This window comes from Stenotrophomonas sp. 59 (assembly GCF_030291095.1).
Classification (GTDB): Bacteria; Pseudomonadota; Gammaproteobacteria; order Xanthomonadales; family Xanthomonadaceae; genus Stenotrophomonas; species Stenotrophomonas maltophilia_Q.
Genome location: NZ_CP127408.1, coordinates 4040352 through 4056890 on the forward strand (window position 1 = coordinate 4040352; position 16539 = coordinate 4056890).

The following is a 16539-nucleotide window of genomic DNA, read 5'->3' on the forward strand; positions in this document are numbered from 1 at the left end:
CGCTCACGGCTGCCCCCTGCCGGGGATGCGACACTGCACGTACGCCCACCGCGGAGAGCCGCCATGCGCACCCTGATCCTGTCCTCGTCCCTGCTGGCCAGCGTGCTGCTGGTGGCCTGCCAGCGGCCGCCGACGCCGAACCCGGAGAAGCCACCGGTGCCCAAGGCGATGTCGCGCGCGATGCAGGAGCCCCTGGACCGTGCGAAGGACGCACGGAAGGCCGTGGAAGAGGCCGCTGCACGCGAGCGCAAGGCCGAAGCCGACGCGACGCAATGACAGGTGGCTTGTGGGGTCAGAGCCCTTTGCGAAGCAAAGGGATCCGACCCCATGAACGAGAACGCCCGGCCGAAGCCGGGCGTTTCCAGTAGATCCACGCCATGCGTGGCCATACCCAGTAGATCCACGCCATGCGTGGATAGGTGCTCCGATCAGAACCCGCAGAAGCAATACGCCAGCGCCTTCACCGGCGCGCCGTTGCCCTTCTCGCGGGCCGCGTTCTCGACGAAGCGCAACTGGGTGTCCACTTCCGGCATCGTGCGCGCCAGCATCATCCGCGCCATGCCCGAGTCGGACAGCATCCAGGCACCGGCGCGGCTGCCGGCGAAACCGCTGACGAACTGCGCGAACGGCGTCGCCGCCTTCTCGATGTAGCGCACGCGGTAGGCATCGGCCTTGCCCAGCTTGGCACGGCTGGCGGCGTCGGCCACGGCGTCCTTCAGGCCACCGAAGGCGTCGACCAGGCCACGTTCCTTGGCCTGCGCACCGCTCCACACGCGGCCACGGGCCACTTCATCGACCGCCTCGACCGGCTTCTTGCGGGCATCGGCGACGCGACCGGTGAAGTCGGCATAGCCCTTGTTGATCACCGTCTGGATGACCTGGCCCACGGCCGGGTCCATCGGGCGGGTGACGTCGAAGGCACCGGCGAAGCGGGTGGTGCCCACGCCGTCGGTATGCACGCCGATCTTGTCCAGCGCGCGGCTGAAGTTCGGCACCATGCCGAAGATGCCGATCGAACCGGTGATGGTCGACGGATCGGCGTAGATGCGATCGGCGTTCATGCTGATCCAGTAGCCACCGGAAGCGGCCAGATCACCCATCGACACCACCACCGGCTTGCCGGCGGCCTGCAGCGCCACCACTTCACGGCGGATCTGCTCGGAGGCGAACACTTCACCGCCCGGCGAATCCACGCGCAGCACCACCGCCTTCACGTTTTCGTCGTCACGCGCGGCACGCAGCAGCGCCGAGGTCGACTCGCCGCCGATGCGGCCGGCCGGCAGGTCGCCACCGCTGATCTCGCCCTCGGCCACCACCACCGCCACCTGCGGACGCGAGTCCACCGGGTTGCGGCGCGCGTCGAGCAGGGCCAGGTAACGACCGAAGTCGACGTTGCGGAAACCGCCGTCTGCATCGTCGTCGGCCACGCCGCGCTCGATCATCAGATCCTCGAACTCCTCGCGGGTCTTCAGCGCGGTCACCAGCTTCTGCTGCAGGGCGAACTTGGCCAGGTCGCCACCGGCGGCGGCGATGCCTTCCGGCAGCGTGTCGATGCCGGCGGCCAGCTGTGCCGGATCCAGGCGGCGTGCCTTGGCGATGTCGGCCAGGTAGCGCTGCCACACATCATTCATCCAGAACAGGTCCGCTTCCTTGGAGGCCGGCGACGCCGCATCAAGCACGTACGGCTCGGCCGCGGACTTGTACTCGCCCACCTTGAACAGGTGCACGTCCACGCCCAGCTTGTCCTGCAGGCCGGTGCGGAAGTACTGGCGGTAGCGGCCCAGGCCCTCGAGCACCACCGACCCCATCGGGTCCAGGTAGACCTCGTCGGCCTGTGCGGCCAGCAGGTACTGCGACTGGCCCATGCTCTCGCTGTAGGCCACCAGCTGCTTGCCGGACGCGCGCAGGTCCTGCAACGCGGCGGCGACTTCACGCAGCGAGGCGAAGCCCGACGGCTGCAGCTTGTCCAGCTCCAGCACCACGCGCTCGATCTTCTTGTCTTCCTTGGCCGACTCGATCACCCGCAGCAGGTCGCGCAGCTGGATCTCTTCGGCGCCGTTGTCGCCCACCGCCTTGGCCAGCGCGCGGCTGACCGGATCGGCGCTGAACTGCTCGACCAGGCGGCCTTCCGGCGCGATCACCAGGGTGGTGCGGTCCTGCAGCGACTTGCTGGCACCGGCGCCCATGCCGGCGGCGATGACGAACATCACCAGCAGCAGGAACAGCAGGCCGAAGAACACCAGGTTGAGGATCAACCGGCGGGTGAAGTTCATGACGTCCCACAGCCCGATGAAGAAACTGGCGACGGGGTTGCGACGCGCCGGGGGCAGCGGGGGCACGGGTTGATTCATGGAGCGCTCCGGATGGCTTCTTGCCGTGGTACCAGCATAGCCGGTGCCGCGTGATGCGGCATCGGACACAAGTCAGGGGATCGCCCGCCACGGAGGGTGGCGGGAACGGGAGGTCAGGACAGCATCGACTGGCCGATGCGCAGGCTGCTGCGGCGCAGGCGCCAGCCCATCAGGATGGCGGCGGCGGTCAGGCCGACGATCAGGCCGATCCACATGCCCTGCGGGCCCATGCCCAGGCCCAGGCCGAGCCCGGCGCCGAGCGGCATGCCCAGGCCCCAGTACGCGAACATGGCGATGAACATCGGCACGCGGGTGTCCTTCAGGCCGCGCAGCGCGCCGGCCGACAGCACCTGGATGCCATCCGGGAACTGGAAGGTGGCCGCGTACAGCAGCAGCGTCGAGGCCAGGCCGGCCACCGCCAGGTCGTTGGTGTAAACACCGACGATGGCATCGTGGCCGAACAGCAGCACCGCCGCCGACAGCGTCTGCGTGCCCATGATGATCGCGTAGCCGGCCCACGCCGCACGGCGCACGCCGAAACCATCGCCCCGGCCAACCGCATGGCCGACGCGCACGGTGGTGGCTTCGGCCACGCCCATCGGGATCATGAAGCACAGCTGCGCCACGTTGATCGCGATCTGGTGCGCGGCCGCTTCATTGGCACCGAGGCGGCCGATCAGCAGCGCGGTGACGATGAACAGACCGCCTTCCATCAGCACGGTGATGCCGATCGGCAGGCCGGTGCGCAGCAGCTCCCAGATCGCCTTCCAGCGCGGCCCCTCGACGTGCGAGAACAGCTGCAGGTGGGCGAAGCGCTTGGTGAACCACAGGTAGGTGGCGAACGCGATGGCCTGCAGCCACATCATCACCGCCGAGGCGATGCCGAGGCCCTCGGCGCCCATTTCCGGGAAGCCGAGCTTGCCGTTGGCCAGCACGTAGCCCATCGGTGCCAGCACCAGCAGGCCGCCGAAGCCGAGCAGCATGGTCGGCAGCGTCCAGTGCATGCCCTCGCTGAGGTAGCGCATGCAGAAGTACAGGGTCAACGCAGGGCCACCCCAGCGCACCGCATGCAGGAACGCGGTGGCACCCGGCACGATGTCCGGCGCGATGCCGAAGGCCGGCAGCAGCGGTGGCACCACGGTGAGGAAGGTGAACATGATCAGGCCCAGGCCCAGCGCCAGCCACAGTGCCTGGCGGAACAGCGGGCCGATCTCGCGCTCGCGGCCGGCGCCATGCAGCTGCGACACCGATGCGGTAAGCGAGATCAGGGTGCCGATCGGGATCAGCATCGGCAGCCACAGCAGCGCCGTGCCGATGGTCACCGCAGCCAGGGTCGCGGTGGCGTGGTGGCCGGCAATCACGTTGTCGACGAAGGAGATCAGACCGGTGGACACATGCCCGAGCACAAGCGGCAGGGCGAGCAGACCGGTGGCGCCGACTTCCTTGCTGAAGCGCGGCGTGGAGGTTGCAGTAGACATAAGGTGCTTGACGCGAACTACGGTTGCGCGCGAAGGGCACAGGCACCGGGTTGCGGCCGGTCATCTTACGCGCGCAGCGCGCGCATTCCCATGACATGGCGTGAATGCTGGGTTCCGGCAGGCCTCGGCATCACGCGTTGCGATCGCGTTACCGGAAAAGACGCCCCCCTGTAGAGTCGACTGTCAGTCGACTGCTCTTCATACAGGACCGCGAAAACCCCGCGCTGCGCGCGGAAGTCGACTGACAGTCGACTCTACCCTGTCGAGGTTACCCGTCGACGCTACGCCTTCGGGTTTACTGGCCAGCCTGGCGCTTGAGCCAGGTGTCGCGCTCGGCGGCCGGCACCGCGAGGAACGCGCCACGCACCGTGTCACGTTCCTGCGGTGGCGTGCGCTGCGCGACCAGGGTCAGCTGGGCCAGCTGCGCCGGGCTGAGCTGGCGCAGCACGGCCAGCGCGGCCTCGCGCTGTTCCGGTGGCACGAAGCCGAACAGGCCGTGCAGCTTGGGGAACTCCAGTCCCAGCTGCGGGCCCAGCCGCCAGCCTTCACGGAACGCCTGGTCCTGCGCCTGGAACTGCTGGCGCAGACGCTGCTGCTGGTCCGCCGGCAGCGCGTTGAACCGCGCCGCAGCCTGCCGGATGCGCTCCCGCTCGCTCTCCGGCAGGGCGCGCCAGGCCGCGTAGTCGGCTCGGCGCTGACGCTGCTGCGGAGCATCGAGCTGGGCAAACGATGCGGGCGCGGCCGGCGGGGCTGGCGCGGCGAATGAGGTGGCCGGCACCGGCGGCGGCAATGGCACGTTCAAGGTCTGCGGCGCAGCGGACAGCGACAGCGGCAGGGCCAGCAGCAGGCTGGCGAACAGCGTCTTATTCATCGGCGGCAGCCGTTTCCAGCGTAGCGCTGGCCGGCTCCGGCCGGCTCGGTTTGGATTGCGATTCATCCACCGGCAACGGGCCGCCGGCGGCGGTCCAGGCATACAGATCGGCATCAGCCACCAGCGGATAGTCGCGGTCAGCCAGCATCGTGGCGTCGTCGGAGGCCTGGGCCGGGGTCGCATCCGGCGTAGCGTTGACCTTGCTCGGCGGAAGCGCTTCCACCGTGACCGGGCCAGCTTCACCCACGACACCTTCCGGCAGTGGAGCATCGCTACCGGATGAATGTCCTTGCCAGTAGCGCCAGCCCAGCGCCGCGGCCAACAGCACCGCCACCGTCACCAGCAGGATCGCCGGACCGCGCCAGCGCGGCCTGGCATTGGGACGCCGCCGCTTGCCCTGGGCGGCCGCACGATCATCGCGCTGCGGTGCGCGCCAACTGGTCGAGGGAGCTTCATTGCTGGCGGCTGGTGCAGCCGGCTGCTGCAGCTGCTGCAGGCGCTTGGCCGGCAGGTCGCGGATGCGCAGCTGCACCTGTTCGGCCAGCTGGCGCCAGGCCGACGCATCGGGCTGGCCGTGTGCATCGCGGGGGCAGGCATCGGCCAGCAGGTGCTGGTAGCCCGCTTCGTCCTGGTCGAGCACGCGCATGGCGATGCCCTCGTCCAGACTGCCGCCCACCCGCAGAAGGAGTGCCAAGCGTGGCAGCGGCCCCATCTCGCCCAGCACAGCCAACGGCGGCAGCCACTGGCCGCCCACCGGCTCGCGCAGCGCCTGGCGCTGGCCCAGCAGGGTCCAGAAGCGGGTCGGCCACTGCGCCATCGGCAGGTCGCTGGCGACCGCGGCAAAGGCGCGCATCACCGCCACCAGGGTCTGCTCGGCACGCGCGGCGTCGCCGCACTGCAGCTCAGCCACCACCAGGGCGCGGCGCTCGACGCCGCGCAGGAACGCCGACAGCGCGCCGGCCGCGGTCGAGGAAACAGGGGCGGGCACAGCCGTCATCGGTCACTCCAAAGGTCTGCCAGCATGATAGCGGCAGCCCATCGGCACCCGTAGGACTTGCGCCCAAAGGCACTTCGTGCTGCAGGTTGTGCACAGCACCACGCCCGCCCCGGGGAAAACTGCGGCATCCAGCTGAATTCACTCTGTTTCAGCAATGTTTCACACTCAAGTTGTTGATTTTGAATGACTTTGAAGTGTGGCGATTTTTTGACCAACCCAAGCGTGAGCTCGTCGCCATCGGCCTCCTGCGTTCCCGTCGACCGGTAACGCACAACGTTATCCACAGAACATGTGGATAAGACTGAATCTCCAATGGACACCGATATTTAGGTGACATTTATGATTCAACGGGGGCTCCCCGGCCGCCTCTGCCCCCTGCCATTCGCGCGCGCATGGCCCGTTACACTGGCCCGATGCTTTCACCCATTCCGACCCTGCAGGTCGCCCTGCCCGTCCCGCTGCCACGCCTGTTCGACTACCTGTCGCCGGAGGGCGATGGCCCCACGGTCGCGGTCGGCTGCCGCCTGAAGGTGCCGTTCGGCAACCGCGAGCTGGTCGGCGTGGTGGCCGGCCACGGCCAGACCGATGACGGCCAGGGATTGCGCCAGGCCCTGGCCTGGTGCGACCCGCAACCGCTGCTGCAGGGCGAGCTGTGGCAGAGCCTGCAATGGCTGGCGCGCTACACCCATGCACCGCTGGGCGAGGTGCTGAGCACCGCCCTGCCGGGCCCGCTGCGCCATGGCGACGCCCTGCCCGACACCCATCACTGGGGCTGGCAGCTGACCGCCGAAGGGCGCGCCCAGCGCGAAAAACTGCGTGCCGGCAGCCGCCCCCGGCAGCTGGCCGAACTGCTGGCCGACGCCATCGTCGATGAAGACGTGCTGGGCGAACGCATGGACGACTGGCGCACCGCCGCGCGCAGCCTCGCCAAGCGGGAACTGGCCGAGCGCGTGGCGCTGAGCGTGGCGCCGCAGCACGCGCAGCCACTGCCCGGCCCCACCCTCAACCCGGACCAGGCCGAGGCCGTGGCGGCGATCAACGCAGTCGAGGGCTTCCAACCGTTCCTTCTGGATGGCGTAACCGGCAGCGGCAAGACCGAGGTCTACCTGCAGGCCATCATCCACTGCCTGGCGCAAGGCAAGCAGGCGCTGGTGCTGGTGCCGGAAATCGGCCTCACCCCGCAGACCCTGGCACGCTTCCGCGGCCGCCTCGGCATCGCCGTGCATGCCCTGCACTCGGGATTGAACGACAACGAGCGCGCGCGCGTCTGGGCAGCGGCCTCCCGCGGCGAAGCGCGGGTCATCGTCGGCACCCGCTCGGCGGTGTTCACGCCGCTGCCGCAGGCCGGCCTGCTGATCGTCGACGAGGAACATGACGGCAGCTACAAGCAGCAGGATGGCATCCGCTACCACGCACGCGATTTCGCCCTGGTGCGGGCCAAGACGCTGGGCATCCCGGTGCTGCTGGGCAGCGCTACGCCTTCATTGGAAACGCTGCACAACGCCTATGCCGGGCGCTACACCCACCTGCGCCTGAAGCAGCGTGCCGGTGATGCGCGGCCACCGCGCGTGCGCATCCTTGATGTACGCAAGCGGCCATTGCATGACGGCCTCTCGGCCGATGTGCTGGCCGGTATCGGCGAGCACCTGCAGCGCGGCCAGCAGGTGCTGGTGTTCAAGAACCGCCGTGGCTACGCACCGGTGCTGCTGTGCCACGACTGCGGCTGGACCGCACCGTGCAACCGCTGCGATGCGCCGATGACCGTGCATGGCGGTGGCCGTCGCCTGCAATGCCATCACTGCGGCGCGCGGCAGCCAGCGCCGCTGGCATGCCCCGCGTGCGGGAGCCTGGCGCTGCAACCGCAGGGCATCGGCACCGAGCGCCTGGAAGAACATCTCACCGCCGCCTTCGCCGATTTCCCGGTGGTGCGCATCGACCGCGGCACCACGTCACGCCGCGATGCACTGGAACAACAGCTGGCGAAACTGGGCGACCAGCCCGGCATCCTGGTCGGCACGCAGATCCTGGCCAAGGGCCACGACCTGCCCAAGCTGACCCTGGTGGTGGTGGTCGGCATCGACGAGGGCCTGTTCTCGGCCGACTTCCGCGCCAGCGAGAAGCTGGCGCAGCAGCTGATCCAGGTCGCCGGTCGCGCCGGACGCGCACGCGACCCGGGCGAGGTCTGGCTGCAGACACATCACCCGGGGCACCCGCTGCTGGAAACCCTGGTCAGCGGTGGCTACCACCCCTTCGCGCAGGCCGAACTGAACCAGCGCCAGGCCGCCGGATTCCCTCCCTTCGCGCACCTGGCGCTGATGCGCGCCGAGGCGCAGCAGGTGGAGCATGCCAACGCGTTCCTGCTGGCAGCGCGGCACCTGCTGGGCGAACAGAACGTGGTCGAGGCCTACGGGCCGATGCCGGCGCCAATGCCGCGGCGGGCCGGCTACCAGCGCACGCAGCTGCTGCTGTCTGCCGTGCAGCGGCCGCCATTGCACGGCGTGCTCGGGCAGCTGGTGCCACAGCTGTACGCGCTGCCGGAAGCACGCAAGGTGCGCTGGTCGCTGGATGTGGATCCGACGGATCTGTATTGAGGCCCATCGCACGGTAGCGCCGGGCCGTGCCCGGCGGGCCTTCGTACACCGCGTTCGCCGGGCATGGCCCGGCGCTACCCGCGGGGTCACCGCTATCCGGAACGCCAGCGCTTACGTCAGCGGCGACATCACGCCGCGCTGGTAGGCGGGACGCTCGCGAAGGCGGGCGTACCATTCGGCCAGGTGCGGCAGCTCCGGGCGCTGGATCGGCAATTCGAACCACGCGTAGATCTGCGAGCCCAGCGGGATGTCACCCATCGCGAACGTATCGCCCGACAGCCACGGCTGCCTGGCCAGGGTTGCATCAGCCATCGCAAGATAGTCCCCGGCACGCACGATGGCCGCATTGATCCGCGATTCGTCGCGGTCGGCCGGTGCGGTGCGCATGATGCCCCAGACCAGGTCGCTGTACAGCGGCGCCATCCGCGAGGTGCTCCAGTCCATCCACTTCTCGGCCTGGGCGCGTTCCATCGGGTCTTCAGCGTACAGCGTGCCCAGCGCGTAGCGCGCGCTCAGGTAGCGCACGATGGCATTGGACTCCCACAGCGGCAGGCCGTGGTCTTCGATCACCGGCACCAGGCTGTTGGGATTCATCGCCTGGTATTCCGGCGTCTGCGTGCCGCCGTGGCTGCCACCGACTTCGATGGACTCGTACGGCAGGCCGATCTCCTCGGCACACCACAGCACCTTGCGGACGTTGCTGGAATTGCGACGGCCCCAGATCTTCAACATGCGGGTTTTCCTTGCTGGCAATGCGAGCGGCAACGATACGCCTGATCGGGTGGAGATATGCGTGCGGAATGACCGTGTTGGCCGTCCGCCGGGCATGGCCCGGCGCTACCGGTTCTTTTTTGGCAGCGCGCGCACATAGGACGACTTGCCATCCTTCTTCAGTTCGAACAGGCCGATCGCCGCCAGCAGATCGCTGAGCTTGCCGTAGCCGTAGTTGCGCGGGTCGAACGACGCCTGGTTGCCGATCTGGCTGCCGACCGGGCCGAGGTGCGACCAGCCATCCTCGCCCTCGGCCGCGGACACCGCGCGGCGCAGCATCTTCACCAGCCGCGTGTCGCTGCGCATTTCCGCACCGCTCTTGCGCGGGCGCGCATCGTCGTTGGCCACCGGCTCGTTCGATGCCTGTTCGCTCGATGCCTGTTCGGTATCCGGCACGCTGGCATGGGTCTGGCCCAGCGCCTCCAGATAGGTGAACTTCGAGCACGCATTGACGAAGGGTTCCGGCGTCTTCTTCTCGCCGAAGCCATACACCTTCACGCCATCGGTCAGCAGGCGCATCACCATCGGGGTGAAGTCGGCATCGCTGGAGACGATGGCAAAGCCATCGAGATTGCGCGCGTACAGAAGGTCCATGGCATCGATCACCATCGCCATGTCCGAGGCGTTCTTGCCCTTGCTGTAGGCGAACTGCTGGATCGGGCGGATCGCGTATTCGTGCAGCACGGCTTCCCAGCCCTTCAATCGCGGGCTCTTCCAGTTGCCGTAGGCGCGGCGCACGTTGGCCACGCCGTAGCGGGCCACTTCGGCCAGCACTTCGTCGATCTTCGAGGCCGGCGCATTGTCGGCGTCGATCAACAGGGCGATGCGCTTTTCCGGTTCGCTCATGGACTCCTCGCGGGCGGTTGCCTGAACCCGAGTATCGCCGATCCACGCGGGCGCTGACGTGACAGGCGGTCGCCGTGAGAAGATGCCAGGCGCTTCCCCCAATGCCCCCACTGGAGTGAGTCGATGAGTCGTGAGCGCGTTCCCCACCTGGTCGTTGTCGGCGGCGGTTTTGCCGGTCTCTGGGCCACCCGTGCCCTGGCACGCGAGCGCATACGCATCACCCTGGTCGACCGCCGCAACCATCATCTGTTCCAGCCCCTGTTGTACCAGGTGGCCACCGCAGGCCTGTCCGCGCCGGATATCGCCGCACCGCTGCGCCACATCCTCGGCCACCAGCGCAATGTGGAAGTCCGCCTGGGCGAAGTGGTGGCCATCGACAAGCAGGCCCGGCAGATCCGCATGGCCGATGGCAGCGCGCTGGACTACGACAGCCTGCTGCTGGCCACCGGCGCCACCCACGCCTACTTCGGCAACGACCAATGGGCCGATGATGCGCCCGGCCTGAAGACGCTGGACGATGCCATCGCGCTTCGCCGCAAGCTGCTGCTGGCCTTCGAACGCGCCGAGGCCGAACCGGACCCGGCAAAGAAAGCGGCGTGGCTGAGTTTCGCCATCGTCGGCGGCGGCCCTACCGGCGTCGAGCTGGCCGGCACCCTGGCCGAAATCGCGCGGCATACGCTGCGCAATGAATTCCGCCACATCGACCCGGCCAGCGCCAAGGTGCGGCTGGTCGAGGCGGGCCCGCGCGTACTGTCCTCGTTCCCGGAAGTGCTTTCGCTGAAGGCGCGCCGGCAGCTGGAAAAGCTCGGCGTGGAAGTGCTGACGGGTACCCCGGTGAGCGACATCGGCAGCCAGGGTTTCAAGCTCGGCGATCAGTTCGTGCCGGCACGCACCGTGGTGTGGGCCGCCGGCGTGGCCGCTTCACCGCTGGCGCGCACGCTGGACGTGCCGCTGGACCGCGCAGGACGCGTGCAGGTGCAACCGGACCTGACCCTGCCGGGTCACCCGGAGCTGTTCGTGGCCGGCGACCTGGCCGCGCTGGACCAGGCCAACGGCAAGCCGGTACCCGGTGTGGCGCCCGCGGCCAAGCAGATGGGCAAGTACGTGGCCGAGGTCATCCGCGCGCGCCTGCACGGCAAGCCCGAACCCGGTCCGTTCAAGTACGCCGACTACGGCAATCTGGCCACCATCGGCCGCATGGCCGCCATTGTGCACCTGGGCCGACTGCAGCTGTCGGGCATCCTGGCCTGGTGGTTCTGGCTGGCCGCGCACGTGTTCTTCCTGATCGGCTTCCGCAACCGCATCGTGGTGCTGCTGAACTGGGCGGTGGCGTACTGGAGCTACCAGCGCAGCGCGCGCATCATCTTCGGCGATGACCAGGACGACCGGCGGCCCAGGCGCTAGGCCCCGGAGGTCTTCACGCACGGGCTGCTAGCGTAAGCCGGTCGCTCATGGAATGAAGCCGCATGGACCTGCTGAAATGGTTGCCCGCCCTGATCGCGGCCGCCCTGCTCTCCGGCTGTCCTGCGGGGCAGTCGCAGGCGGAAGTCTCCGCCCCTTCGCCAGCACCCTCTCCACGCCTGTCACCCGGTACCTACTCGACCGAACGAGGATGGGGACAGCTGCTGCTGCAGGCACGCCCTGGCAGCACATCGCTGCAGTTCCATCTGGAGACTGAATCCTCCGGCGCCGGATGCAGCCTGGCGGGCACGCTCGGCGACGATCTGCAGTCCGTCGCGGTGGATCCCGCACCCGGCGCAGCGCAATGCCTGCTCACGATGCAACCTACCGCCCAGGGAATCGAGATCGGTACGCGCACGGCCGATGCCTGCGCCGCTTACTGCGGCAGCAACGGGGGATTCAAGGGACACTACCTTGCGGTGAGCGACCGTTGCATGACGGACAACGTTGCCGCCGCGCTGCGCAAGGCCGCTGAAAAGACCGCGCCGTATTCCGCCGCCGGCACCGCCGGCACGCTGGAAGCGCTCCAGGCGTCCTGCGCGGGCACGCTTCCATTGAGCACGATCGCCGACATCAGGCTGGCGATCGCTTCGGCCCAGCATGAGGCAGGAAACAACGCGGCCTGCCAGGCCGCACTGTCGCCCTATGCCGAGGACGCCGCGCGCAGCGATGACGAACTCACGGACGGGATGTCACCGGTTGCAGCGGATGAGTACGTCGCCCTCATCGCATCCGTGCGCGAAGCCCTGAAGATGTGTGGGCGCACCGCCAACGGCAGGGAGAACAGCCCATGAGCACGGCACCGCAGGATCGCCCGCAGCTCAGTGATGCGCAACTGCGCACACTGGCCTACTTCGCCATCGGCGTGGCGTCCGAGGGCAGCAACGCCGGCCGCAATGTGGCCTATCAGCTGTCCTTCGCCGGCAACATCAATGGCAATGTCATGACGCCGGTGGGCAACAGTGGTTTCTCCATCGGCACACTGCAGACCGATCTGGGCCAGCACCCGGAGGTGGCGACCCAGCTGGTGGACGCCTATCAGCGCTGGGCACGCCAGCAGCAGCCCTCGCTGGAGCTTGATGCACGCCAGCGGCAGCAGACGGTTTCCGACCTGCAGCGCGATGGCGACGGCATCAGGGCGCAGAACGGGCGTGCCCTGGATGGGACCATCCGCGGCCATCTGAACACCTTTCTCGCGTCCAGCGACGGCGTTGCGTTCGTGCATGCACACGATGTCAGCCAGGTCGACCGCCTGCTCCGCCACGGCGATGGCCGCCGGGATCCTGGCGGCGCGATGCAGCAGCTACGCGGCACCGACCTGTACCAGCATGCATCGCTGGATGACCAGGCCAAGCTCGCCACCATGCTGATGAAGCTGGAGAACCAGGCAGGGTTGAGCCGCTATCCTGGCGTTCTGCGATCGATTGCCAGCGGCGACCTGGCCAGCGTGGATGACGTCAAGACACGGATCGACGGCATGCTTCCCAACCGCGTCGTACGCGGCAGGGAACAGCCCGACTATCTGGAAAGCGGCGTTGAGCATGCCCTGAAGGGCACCGAGGTCTTCAACCGGTTGCGGGCCGCAGGGCCAGGCAACCCGATGCGCGACGTGTTCGCCGGTGTCTCCGCCGACCCGCTGGCCAGCCCGGTGGCGCTGGCCGCCGATCGTGCACATCCCGAGGCCCTGCATCGCTACGAGGTGATCAAGACCCTGTTCCTGCAGAACACCGAGGCACCGGCCTACCTCGATGCCCTGCAGCACGGGCGCTCACATGCCTGGGGCCGCCCGCAGGCGGCAGGCAACTCGCCGGCCACCGCCGGCCTGTACGCCTCCGGCGATGATCTGGTGATCTGGAACCGGGACGGTCGCGGCCACGCCTTCATCGATGGCCAGTGGTCCACCGTACCGCGTGCGGAACTGCATCGCCAGCAGAATGCCGACGGCTCCATCGACCTCAACCGCGCCCCGCGCAACGGGATGCCCGAACAGCTGCTGCACGTCGAACCCGCACAACCGGAGCGACGGCGTGCCGCGCTTTCCGATCCGCTGCTGCAACAGGCCGAGGAGGCGGTACGACACCTGGAAGACAGCCGGGCCCAGCCTTTCGGCGAGAACACGCAACGCCTTGCAGCCAGTTCGACCTGCCTGGCCCGCGAGGCCGGGCTGACACGCATCGACCATGTCGTGCTGGGCGCCTCGCCTTCGCAGGACGGCAGGGCAGAAACGCTCTTCGTTGTGCAGGGCGATCTGTCCGACCCGGCCCATCTCAGGGCACAGATGCCGGCCGCGCAGGCATTTGCCACCCCCGTGGACACGTCATTGGCGCAGCTGCAGTCGCTGAATGACGCACATCGACAGACCGATGCGCGGTCCAGGCAGGAGGAGCAGGATCACCAGAGCACCCTGTCCCAGCAGGCGCGGTCAGTCTGATCCGCGCCCATGCGACGGTCGGGGCGGGCAGTACCCTTGGGCCCGAGCCGTGCCCGCGATCTGCCGTGACGACCAGTGCCGGGTGATCCAGATGGTCAATGCTGCCGAGCTCAGGTGCCAGCGCAGCATGCTGTGGCGTGGATGGTGCCCGAGGTGGACGCGTGCGATCCAGGAAGCTTCGAGTTCGACATCAGGCACGTTCACCTTCGCATTCACTCCCACGTGGCGCGCCATGAATCGCCATGGATCCATCGGTACGTGGTGGGCGTAGCTCGCAGCACCACACGCGCCGCCGCTCCGCGCGGAATCGACAGGTTGCGGCCGGCCCTCGGTCGCGACCAATCCCAGCAGATACACCAGGCCCGGCAGCAGGGCCAGGAAGGTCAACAGCAGAAGCAGCGCGATCCACGCCCGGCCCACGGCACGCATCAGTCACTGCGCCTTCGGCTTCGGGTACCACAATGCGTTGACGATGACCCAGCGCTGCCCGAAGCGGCCCATGTGGAAGTAATCGACGAACCACGGTGTTTCCAGCCGCACCGAGGCGGCGTTGCCGGTCACGTCCAGCACCGTGCAGCGGCGGTCCCATTGCTCCTTCGGGGTCTTCAGCGCACCCTGCTTCGTCAACGAGACCAGTTCTTCCTTCGACATCCGGCGCAGGCCAAGGCGCTCATCGGGTGTATCACCGAGGACCGCGCGCTTGGCCAGGTCCGGGTGCAGGGACCGGGCGACGCGCTGTGGGTCGGCCTCCAGCTGGCCGTCGACGTAGTCATGGCAGGTGGCTTCGATGGCCGCGAGGGTGGCCGGGTCGGCGGCGGGGCTTGTGGCTGCGGAAAGGGCGAACAGCAGGGCGATCGTGGACATCCGGGTCTCCAGCGCTGAGGGCTGGATGATCATGGCATGTGCAAGCCGCATCCACGCATGGCGTGGATCTACGGCATCAGGCGCATTTCGTCGGTGCCCAGCTGCATGTACATGAACGCAGCGGCTTCTTCAGACATGGGCTGCCCCTGCGGGAAGCTGTCCAACCAGGCGGTGATACGCGCATGGCGCCCCGCCAGCGCATCCGCCAATGCCTGCTTTTCCGCGTCAGTGGCACGCTCCTGCATTTCGTTGCGAAGCACGTCATCGCCGATCCCCCACTTTTCCGCGAACGGGATCAGATCGACCAGATCGGGAGGGACCCGGTCACGACGCAGGTGGATCGGTTCGGGTGTGCTCGGGCCGTAAGCTGCCAGCTCAGCGGCGGTGCCGATCTGCCCATGCTGCAGTGGCGGCGGCGACGGTGCCTGGGTGCAGGCCAGAAGGGCCACGCAGGCAGTCAACAGCAACATCCCGCGGTTCTTCATCGGACGGATCCATGTGTCGATGGGTGTGGCGATCATGGCATGGACAAGGCCTATCCACGCAGGGCGTGGATCTACCGTAGGGCCGAGCCCCTGCCCGGGTCCTGCAACGGGCAGACGGAACAGCAGCCGAGCGCGGGCTCGGCTCTACAGAAGCCGGGCGTCCGAGGCCTGCAGCCAGGCCAGCTTGCGTTCGCGCGGCTGCTGCTTGAGTTGCCATTCGGCGCGCGAGGCGGCGGAACGATCCGGGTATTCGCGCACGGCCAGCACGCGCAGTGGCGGCCGGGCCCGGGTGTAGCGCGCGCCCTTGCCCGCCTGGTGGGCGGCGAAGCGTGCGTCCACGTCGGTGCTGATACCCGCGTAGTAGCTGCCATCACGGCATTCGAGCAGGTACAGGAACCACGGGCGGGGGGACGGGGCCATGCCGGGATTATGCCGTGCTGCACTGCAGCGGATATACTGGCGGCCGAATGCAGGAGAGAGGCGCCGCGCTGGCGCCCGCCGAAGGCGCAGGCTCCCATGATCGCTCAGGCCGGTGGGCTGGAATCCCACCAACCATGCATTCGACTCGCCGAGCTGGAGAGAGGTCACCGGGCATGCCCGGGACGATCCGCCGAAGGGGCACGCGGCCCACGCCGCTGAACTCTCAGGCAAAAGGACAGCGGGAGCGGCACCGGTCATCGTCATCCCGTCATTGCGCAGGCAATGGCGGTATACGCGCATGGCCGGCCCCACCGCGCCCGGAGCCTGCCCCATGCTGCTGTCCATCATCTACCTGATCGCCATTTCCGCCGAAGCCATGACCGGCGCGCTGTCCGCCGGCCGCCGCCGCATGGACCTGTTCGGCGTGGTCATGATCGCCTGCGTCACCGCCCTCGGTGGTGGTTCGCTGCGCGACATCCTGCTCGGCCACTACCCGCTGGGCTGGGTGAAGCATCCCGAATACCTGGGCTTCACCGTGTGCGCGGCGCTGATCGCTACCTGGGTGGCGCGCTGGATGCACCACTTCCGCCGCACCTTCCTTGTGCTGGACGGGCTGGGCCTGATCGCCTTCACCCTGATCGGCTGCTCGATCGCACGCGAGGCCGGCCATGCCACCCCCATCGTGCTGATCGCCGGCATGCTGACCGGTGCGTTCGGCGGCGTGCTGCGCGACATCCTCTGCAACGAAGTACCGCTGATCTTCCAGAAGGAGCTGTACGCGATCATCGCGCTGCTGACCGGCGCCGCCTACCTGTTGCTGCTGCACTGGGGCGTTGCCGACGCCACCGCGATCCTGTGCTGCCTCGGCGGCGGCTTCGCACTGCGCCTGCTGGCGATCCACTACCGCTGGGAAATGCCGAAGTTCGTCTATCACGACGAAGTGCATTGATTGTTTGACGGTAGTGCCGGCCGC

General features: G+C 68.2%; 16 protein-coding genes and 2 riboswitches. Of the genes, 6 read left to right on the forward strand and 10 right to left on the reverse strand.

Features of this window, described 5'->3' with window-relative positions:
- The first annotated feature begins 63 nt into the window (after nt 1–63).
- Nucleotides 64–276 (forward strand): hypothetical protein, encoded by a 213-nt coding sequence (locus QP552_RS18545; protein ID WP_111113028.1) that lies wholly within the window; start codon nt 64–66, stop codon nt 274–276.
- 152 nt (nt 277–428) lie between these two features.
- Here the strand turns inward: QP552_RS18545 and sppA are convergent, their stop codons facing one another.
- The 4 genes from sppA to QP552_RS18565 form a co-directional block, all read right to left on the reverse strand.
- Entirely contained in the window at nt 429–2351 is a 1923-nt protein-coding gene (sppA, locus tag QP552_RS18550; RefSeq protein ID WP_049427515.1) for a signal peptide peptidase SppA, read from the reverse strand.
- A 113-nt stretch (nt 2352–2464) separates the two neighbouring features.
- Nucleotides 2465–3829, reverse strand: coding sequence for an MATE family efflux transporter (locus tag QP552_RS18555; protein ID WP_286074312.1), 1365 nt, complete (start codon nt 3827–3829; stop codon nt 2465–2467).
- A 295-nt stretch (nt 3830–4124) separates the two neighbouring features.
- Nucleotides 4125–4700 carry a DUF3106 domain-containing protein gene (locus tag QP552_RS18560; protein WP_286074314.1) on the reverse strand — a complete coding sequence of 192 codons (576 nt, stop codon included), beginning with the start codon at nt 4698–4700 and terminating at the stop codon, nt 4125–4127.
- Nucleotides 4693–5697: a hypothetical protein gene (locus QP552_RS18565; protein ID WP_111113025.1), complete on the reverse strand. Its 1005-nt coding sequence runs from the start codon at nt 5695–5697 to the stop codon at nt 4693–4695. The genes QP552_RS18560 and QP552_RS18565 overlap by 8 nt, the downstream gene beginning before the upstream one ends.
- Nucleotides 5698–6110: 413 nt before the next feature.
- Here QP552_RS18565 and QP552_RS18570 point away from each other — a divergent pair, with 413 nt between their 5' ends.
- A complete protein-coding gene (locus tag QP552_RS18570; protein ID WP_111113076.1) occupies nt 6111–8288 on the forward strand; it encodes a primosomal protein N' in 2178 nt (725 codons plus the stop codon).
- 111 nt (nt 8289–8399) lie between these two features.
- Here the strand turns inward: QP552_RS18570 and QP552_RS18575 are convergent, their stop codons facing one another.
- Together QP552_RS18575 and QP552_RS18580 are read right to left on the reverse strand one after the other, a co-directional pair.
- Nucleotides 8400–9020, reverse strand: coding sequence for a glutathione S-transferase (locus QP552_RS18575; RefSeq protein ID WP_099554526.1), 621 nt, complete (start codon nt 9018–9020; stop codon nt 8400–8402).
- A gap of 105 nt (nt 9021–9125) precedes the next feature.
- A complete protein-coding gene (locus tag QP552_RS18580; RefSeq protein WP_005411210.1) occupies nt 9126–9905 on the reverse strand; it encodes an NYN domain-containing protein in 780 nt (259 codons plus the stop codon).
- Nucleotides 9906–10028: 123 nt separating this feature from the next.
- Here QP552_RS18580 and QP552_RS18585 point away from each other — a divergent pair, with 123 nt between their 5' ends.
- The 3 genes from QP552_RS18585 to QP552_RS18595 all read left to right on the forward strand — a co-directional run bounded on the left by QP552_RS18585 (nt 10029) and on the right by QP552_RS18595 (nt 13797).
- Nucleotides 10029–11309, forward strand: a complete 1281-nt coding sequence (locus tag QP552_RS18585) for an NAD(P)/FAD-dependent oxidoreductase (protein ID WP_106548906.1) — start codon at nt 10029–10031, stop codon at nt 11307–11309.
- A 62-nt stretch (nt 11310–11371) separates the two neighbouring features.
- On the forward strand, nt 11372–12160 hold the full coding sequence (locus tag QP552_RS18590; RefSeq protein WP_111113022.1) for a hypothetical protein: 789 nt from the start codon (nt 11372–11374) through the stop codon (nt 12158–12160).
- Nucleotides 12157–13797, forward strand: a complete 1641-nt coding sequence (locus QP552_RS18595) for an XVIPCD domain-containing protein (RefSeq protein ID WP_286074318.1) — start codon at nt 12157–12159, stop codon at nt 13795–13797. The genes QP552_RS18590 and QP552_RS18595 overlap by 4 nt, the downstream gene beginning before the upstream one ends.
- On the opposite strand, the gene QP552_RS18600 is transcribed toward QP552_RS18595, so the two are convergent.
- From QP552_RS18600 to QP552_RS18615, 4 genes are all read right to left on the reverse strand, one after another.
- A complete protein-coding gene (locus QP552_RS18600) occupies nt 13789–14226 on the reverse strand; it encodes a hypothetical protein (RefSeq protein WP_111113020.1) in 438 nt (145 codons plus the stop codon). The genes QP552_RS18595 and QP552_RS18600 overlap by 9 nt on opposite strands.
- A gap of 3 nt (nt 14227–14229) precedes the next feature.
- Nucleotides 14230–14661, reverse strand: coding sequence for a nuclear transport factor 2 family protein (locus tag QP552_RS18605; RefSeq protein WP_106548910.1), 432 nt, complete (start codon nt 14659–14661; stop codon nt 14230–14232).
- A 68-nt stretch (nt 14662–14729) separates the two neighbouring features.
- A complete protein-coding gene (locus tag QP552_RS18610; RefSeq protein WP_286074320.1) occupies nt 14730–15146 on the reverse strand; it encodes a hypothetical protein in 417 nt (138 codons plus the stop codon).
- A 144-nt stretch (nt 15147–15290) separates the two neighbouring features.
- Nucleotides 15291–15566, reverse strand: a complete 276-nt coding sequence (locus QP552_RS18615; protein ID WP_286074322.1) for a GIY-YIG nuclease family protein — start codon at nt 15564–15566, stop codon at nt 15291–15293.
- A gap of 40 nt (nt 15567–15606) precedes the next feature.
- Nucleotides 15607–15696, forward strand: a riboswitch (glycine riboswitch).
- A 13-nt stretch (nt 15697–15709) separates the two neighbouring features.
- A riboswitch (glycine riboswitch) is annotated at nt 15710–15813 on the forward strand.
- An 84-nt stretch (nt 15814–15897) separates the two neighbouring features.
- Here QP552_RS18615 and QP552_RS18620 point away from each other — a divergent pair.
- Nucleotides 15898–16515, forward strand: a complete 618-nt coding sequence (locus QP552_RS18620; protein ID WP_099554504.1) for a trimeric intracellular cation channel family protein — start codon at nt 15898–15900, stop codon at nt 16513–16515.
- Nucleotides 16516–16539: the final 24 nt, after the last annotated feature.

Coding starts and splice junctions, on each gene's coding strand:
- QP552_RS18590 (WP_111113022.1), top strand. CDS start 11,372: ATGGACCTGCTGAAATGGTTGCCCGCCCTGATCGCGGCCGCCCTGCTC.
- QP552_RS18565 (WP_111113025.1), bottom strand. CDS start 5,697: ATGACGGCTGTGCCCGCCCCTGTTTCCTCGACCGCGGCCGGCGCGCTG.
- QP552_RS18560 (WP_286074314.1), bottom strand. CDS start 4,700: ATGAATAAGACGCTGTTCGCCAGCCTGCTGCTGGCCCTGCCGCTGTCG.
- QP552_RS18580 (WP_005411210.1), bottom strand. CDS start 9,905: ATGAGCGAACCGGAAAAGCGCATCGCCCTGTTGATCGACGCCGACAAT.
- QP552_RS18585 (WP_106548906.1), top strand. CDS start 10,029: ATGAGTCGTGAGCGCGTTCCCCACCTGGTCGTTGTCGGCGGCGGTTTT.
- QP552_RS18610 (WP_286074320.1), bottom strand. CDS start 15,146: ATGAAGAACCGCGGGATGTTGCTGTTGACTGCCTGCGTGGCCCTTCTG.
- QP552_RS18545 (WP_111113028.1), top strand. CDS start 64: ATGCGCACCCTGATCCTGTCCTCGTCCCTGCTGGCCAGCGTGCTGCTG.
- QP552_RS18600 (WP_111113020.1), bottom strand. CDS start 14,226: ATGCGTGCCGTGGGCCGGGCGTGGATCGCGCTGCTTCTGCTGTTGACC.
- QP552_RS18555 (WP_286074312.1), bottom strand. CDS start 3,829: ATGTCTACTGCAACCTCCACGCCGCGCTTCAGCAAGGAAGTCGGCGCC.
- QP552_RS18575 (WP_099554526.1), bottom strand. CDS start 9,020: ATGTTGAAGATCTGGGGCCGTCGCAATTCCAGCAACGTCCGCAAGGTG.
- QP552_RS18605 (WP_106548910.1), bottom strand. CDS start 14,661: ATGTCCACGATCGCCCTGCTGTTCGCCCTTTCCGCAGCCACAAGCCCC.
- QP552_RS18615 (WP_286074322.1), bottom strand. CDS start 15,566: ATGGCCCCGTCCCCCCGCCCGTGGTTCCTGTACCTGCTCGAATGCCGT.
- QP552_RS18595 (WP_286074318.1), top strand. CDS start 12,157: ATGAGCACGGCACCGCAGGATCGCCCGCAGCTCAGTGATGCGCAACTG.
- QP552_RS18570 (WP_111113076.1), top strand. CDS start 6,111: ATGCTTTCACCCATTCCGACCCTGCAGGTCGCCCTGCCCGTCCCGCTG.
- sppA (WP_049427515.1), bottom strand. CDS start 2,351: ATGAATCAACCCGTGCCCCCGCTGCCCCCGGCGCGTCGCAACCCCGTC.
- QP552_RS18620 (WP_099554504.1), top strand. CDS start 15,898: ATGCTGCTGTCCATCATCTACCTGATCGCCATTTCCGCCGAAGCCATG.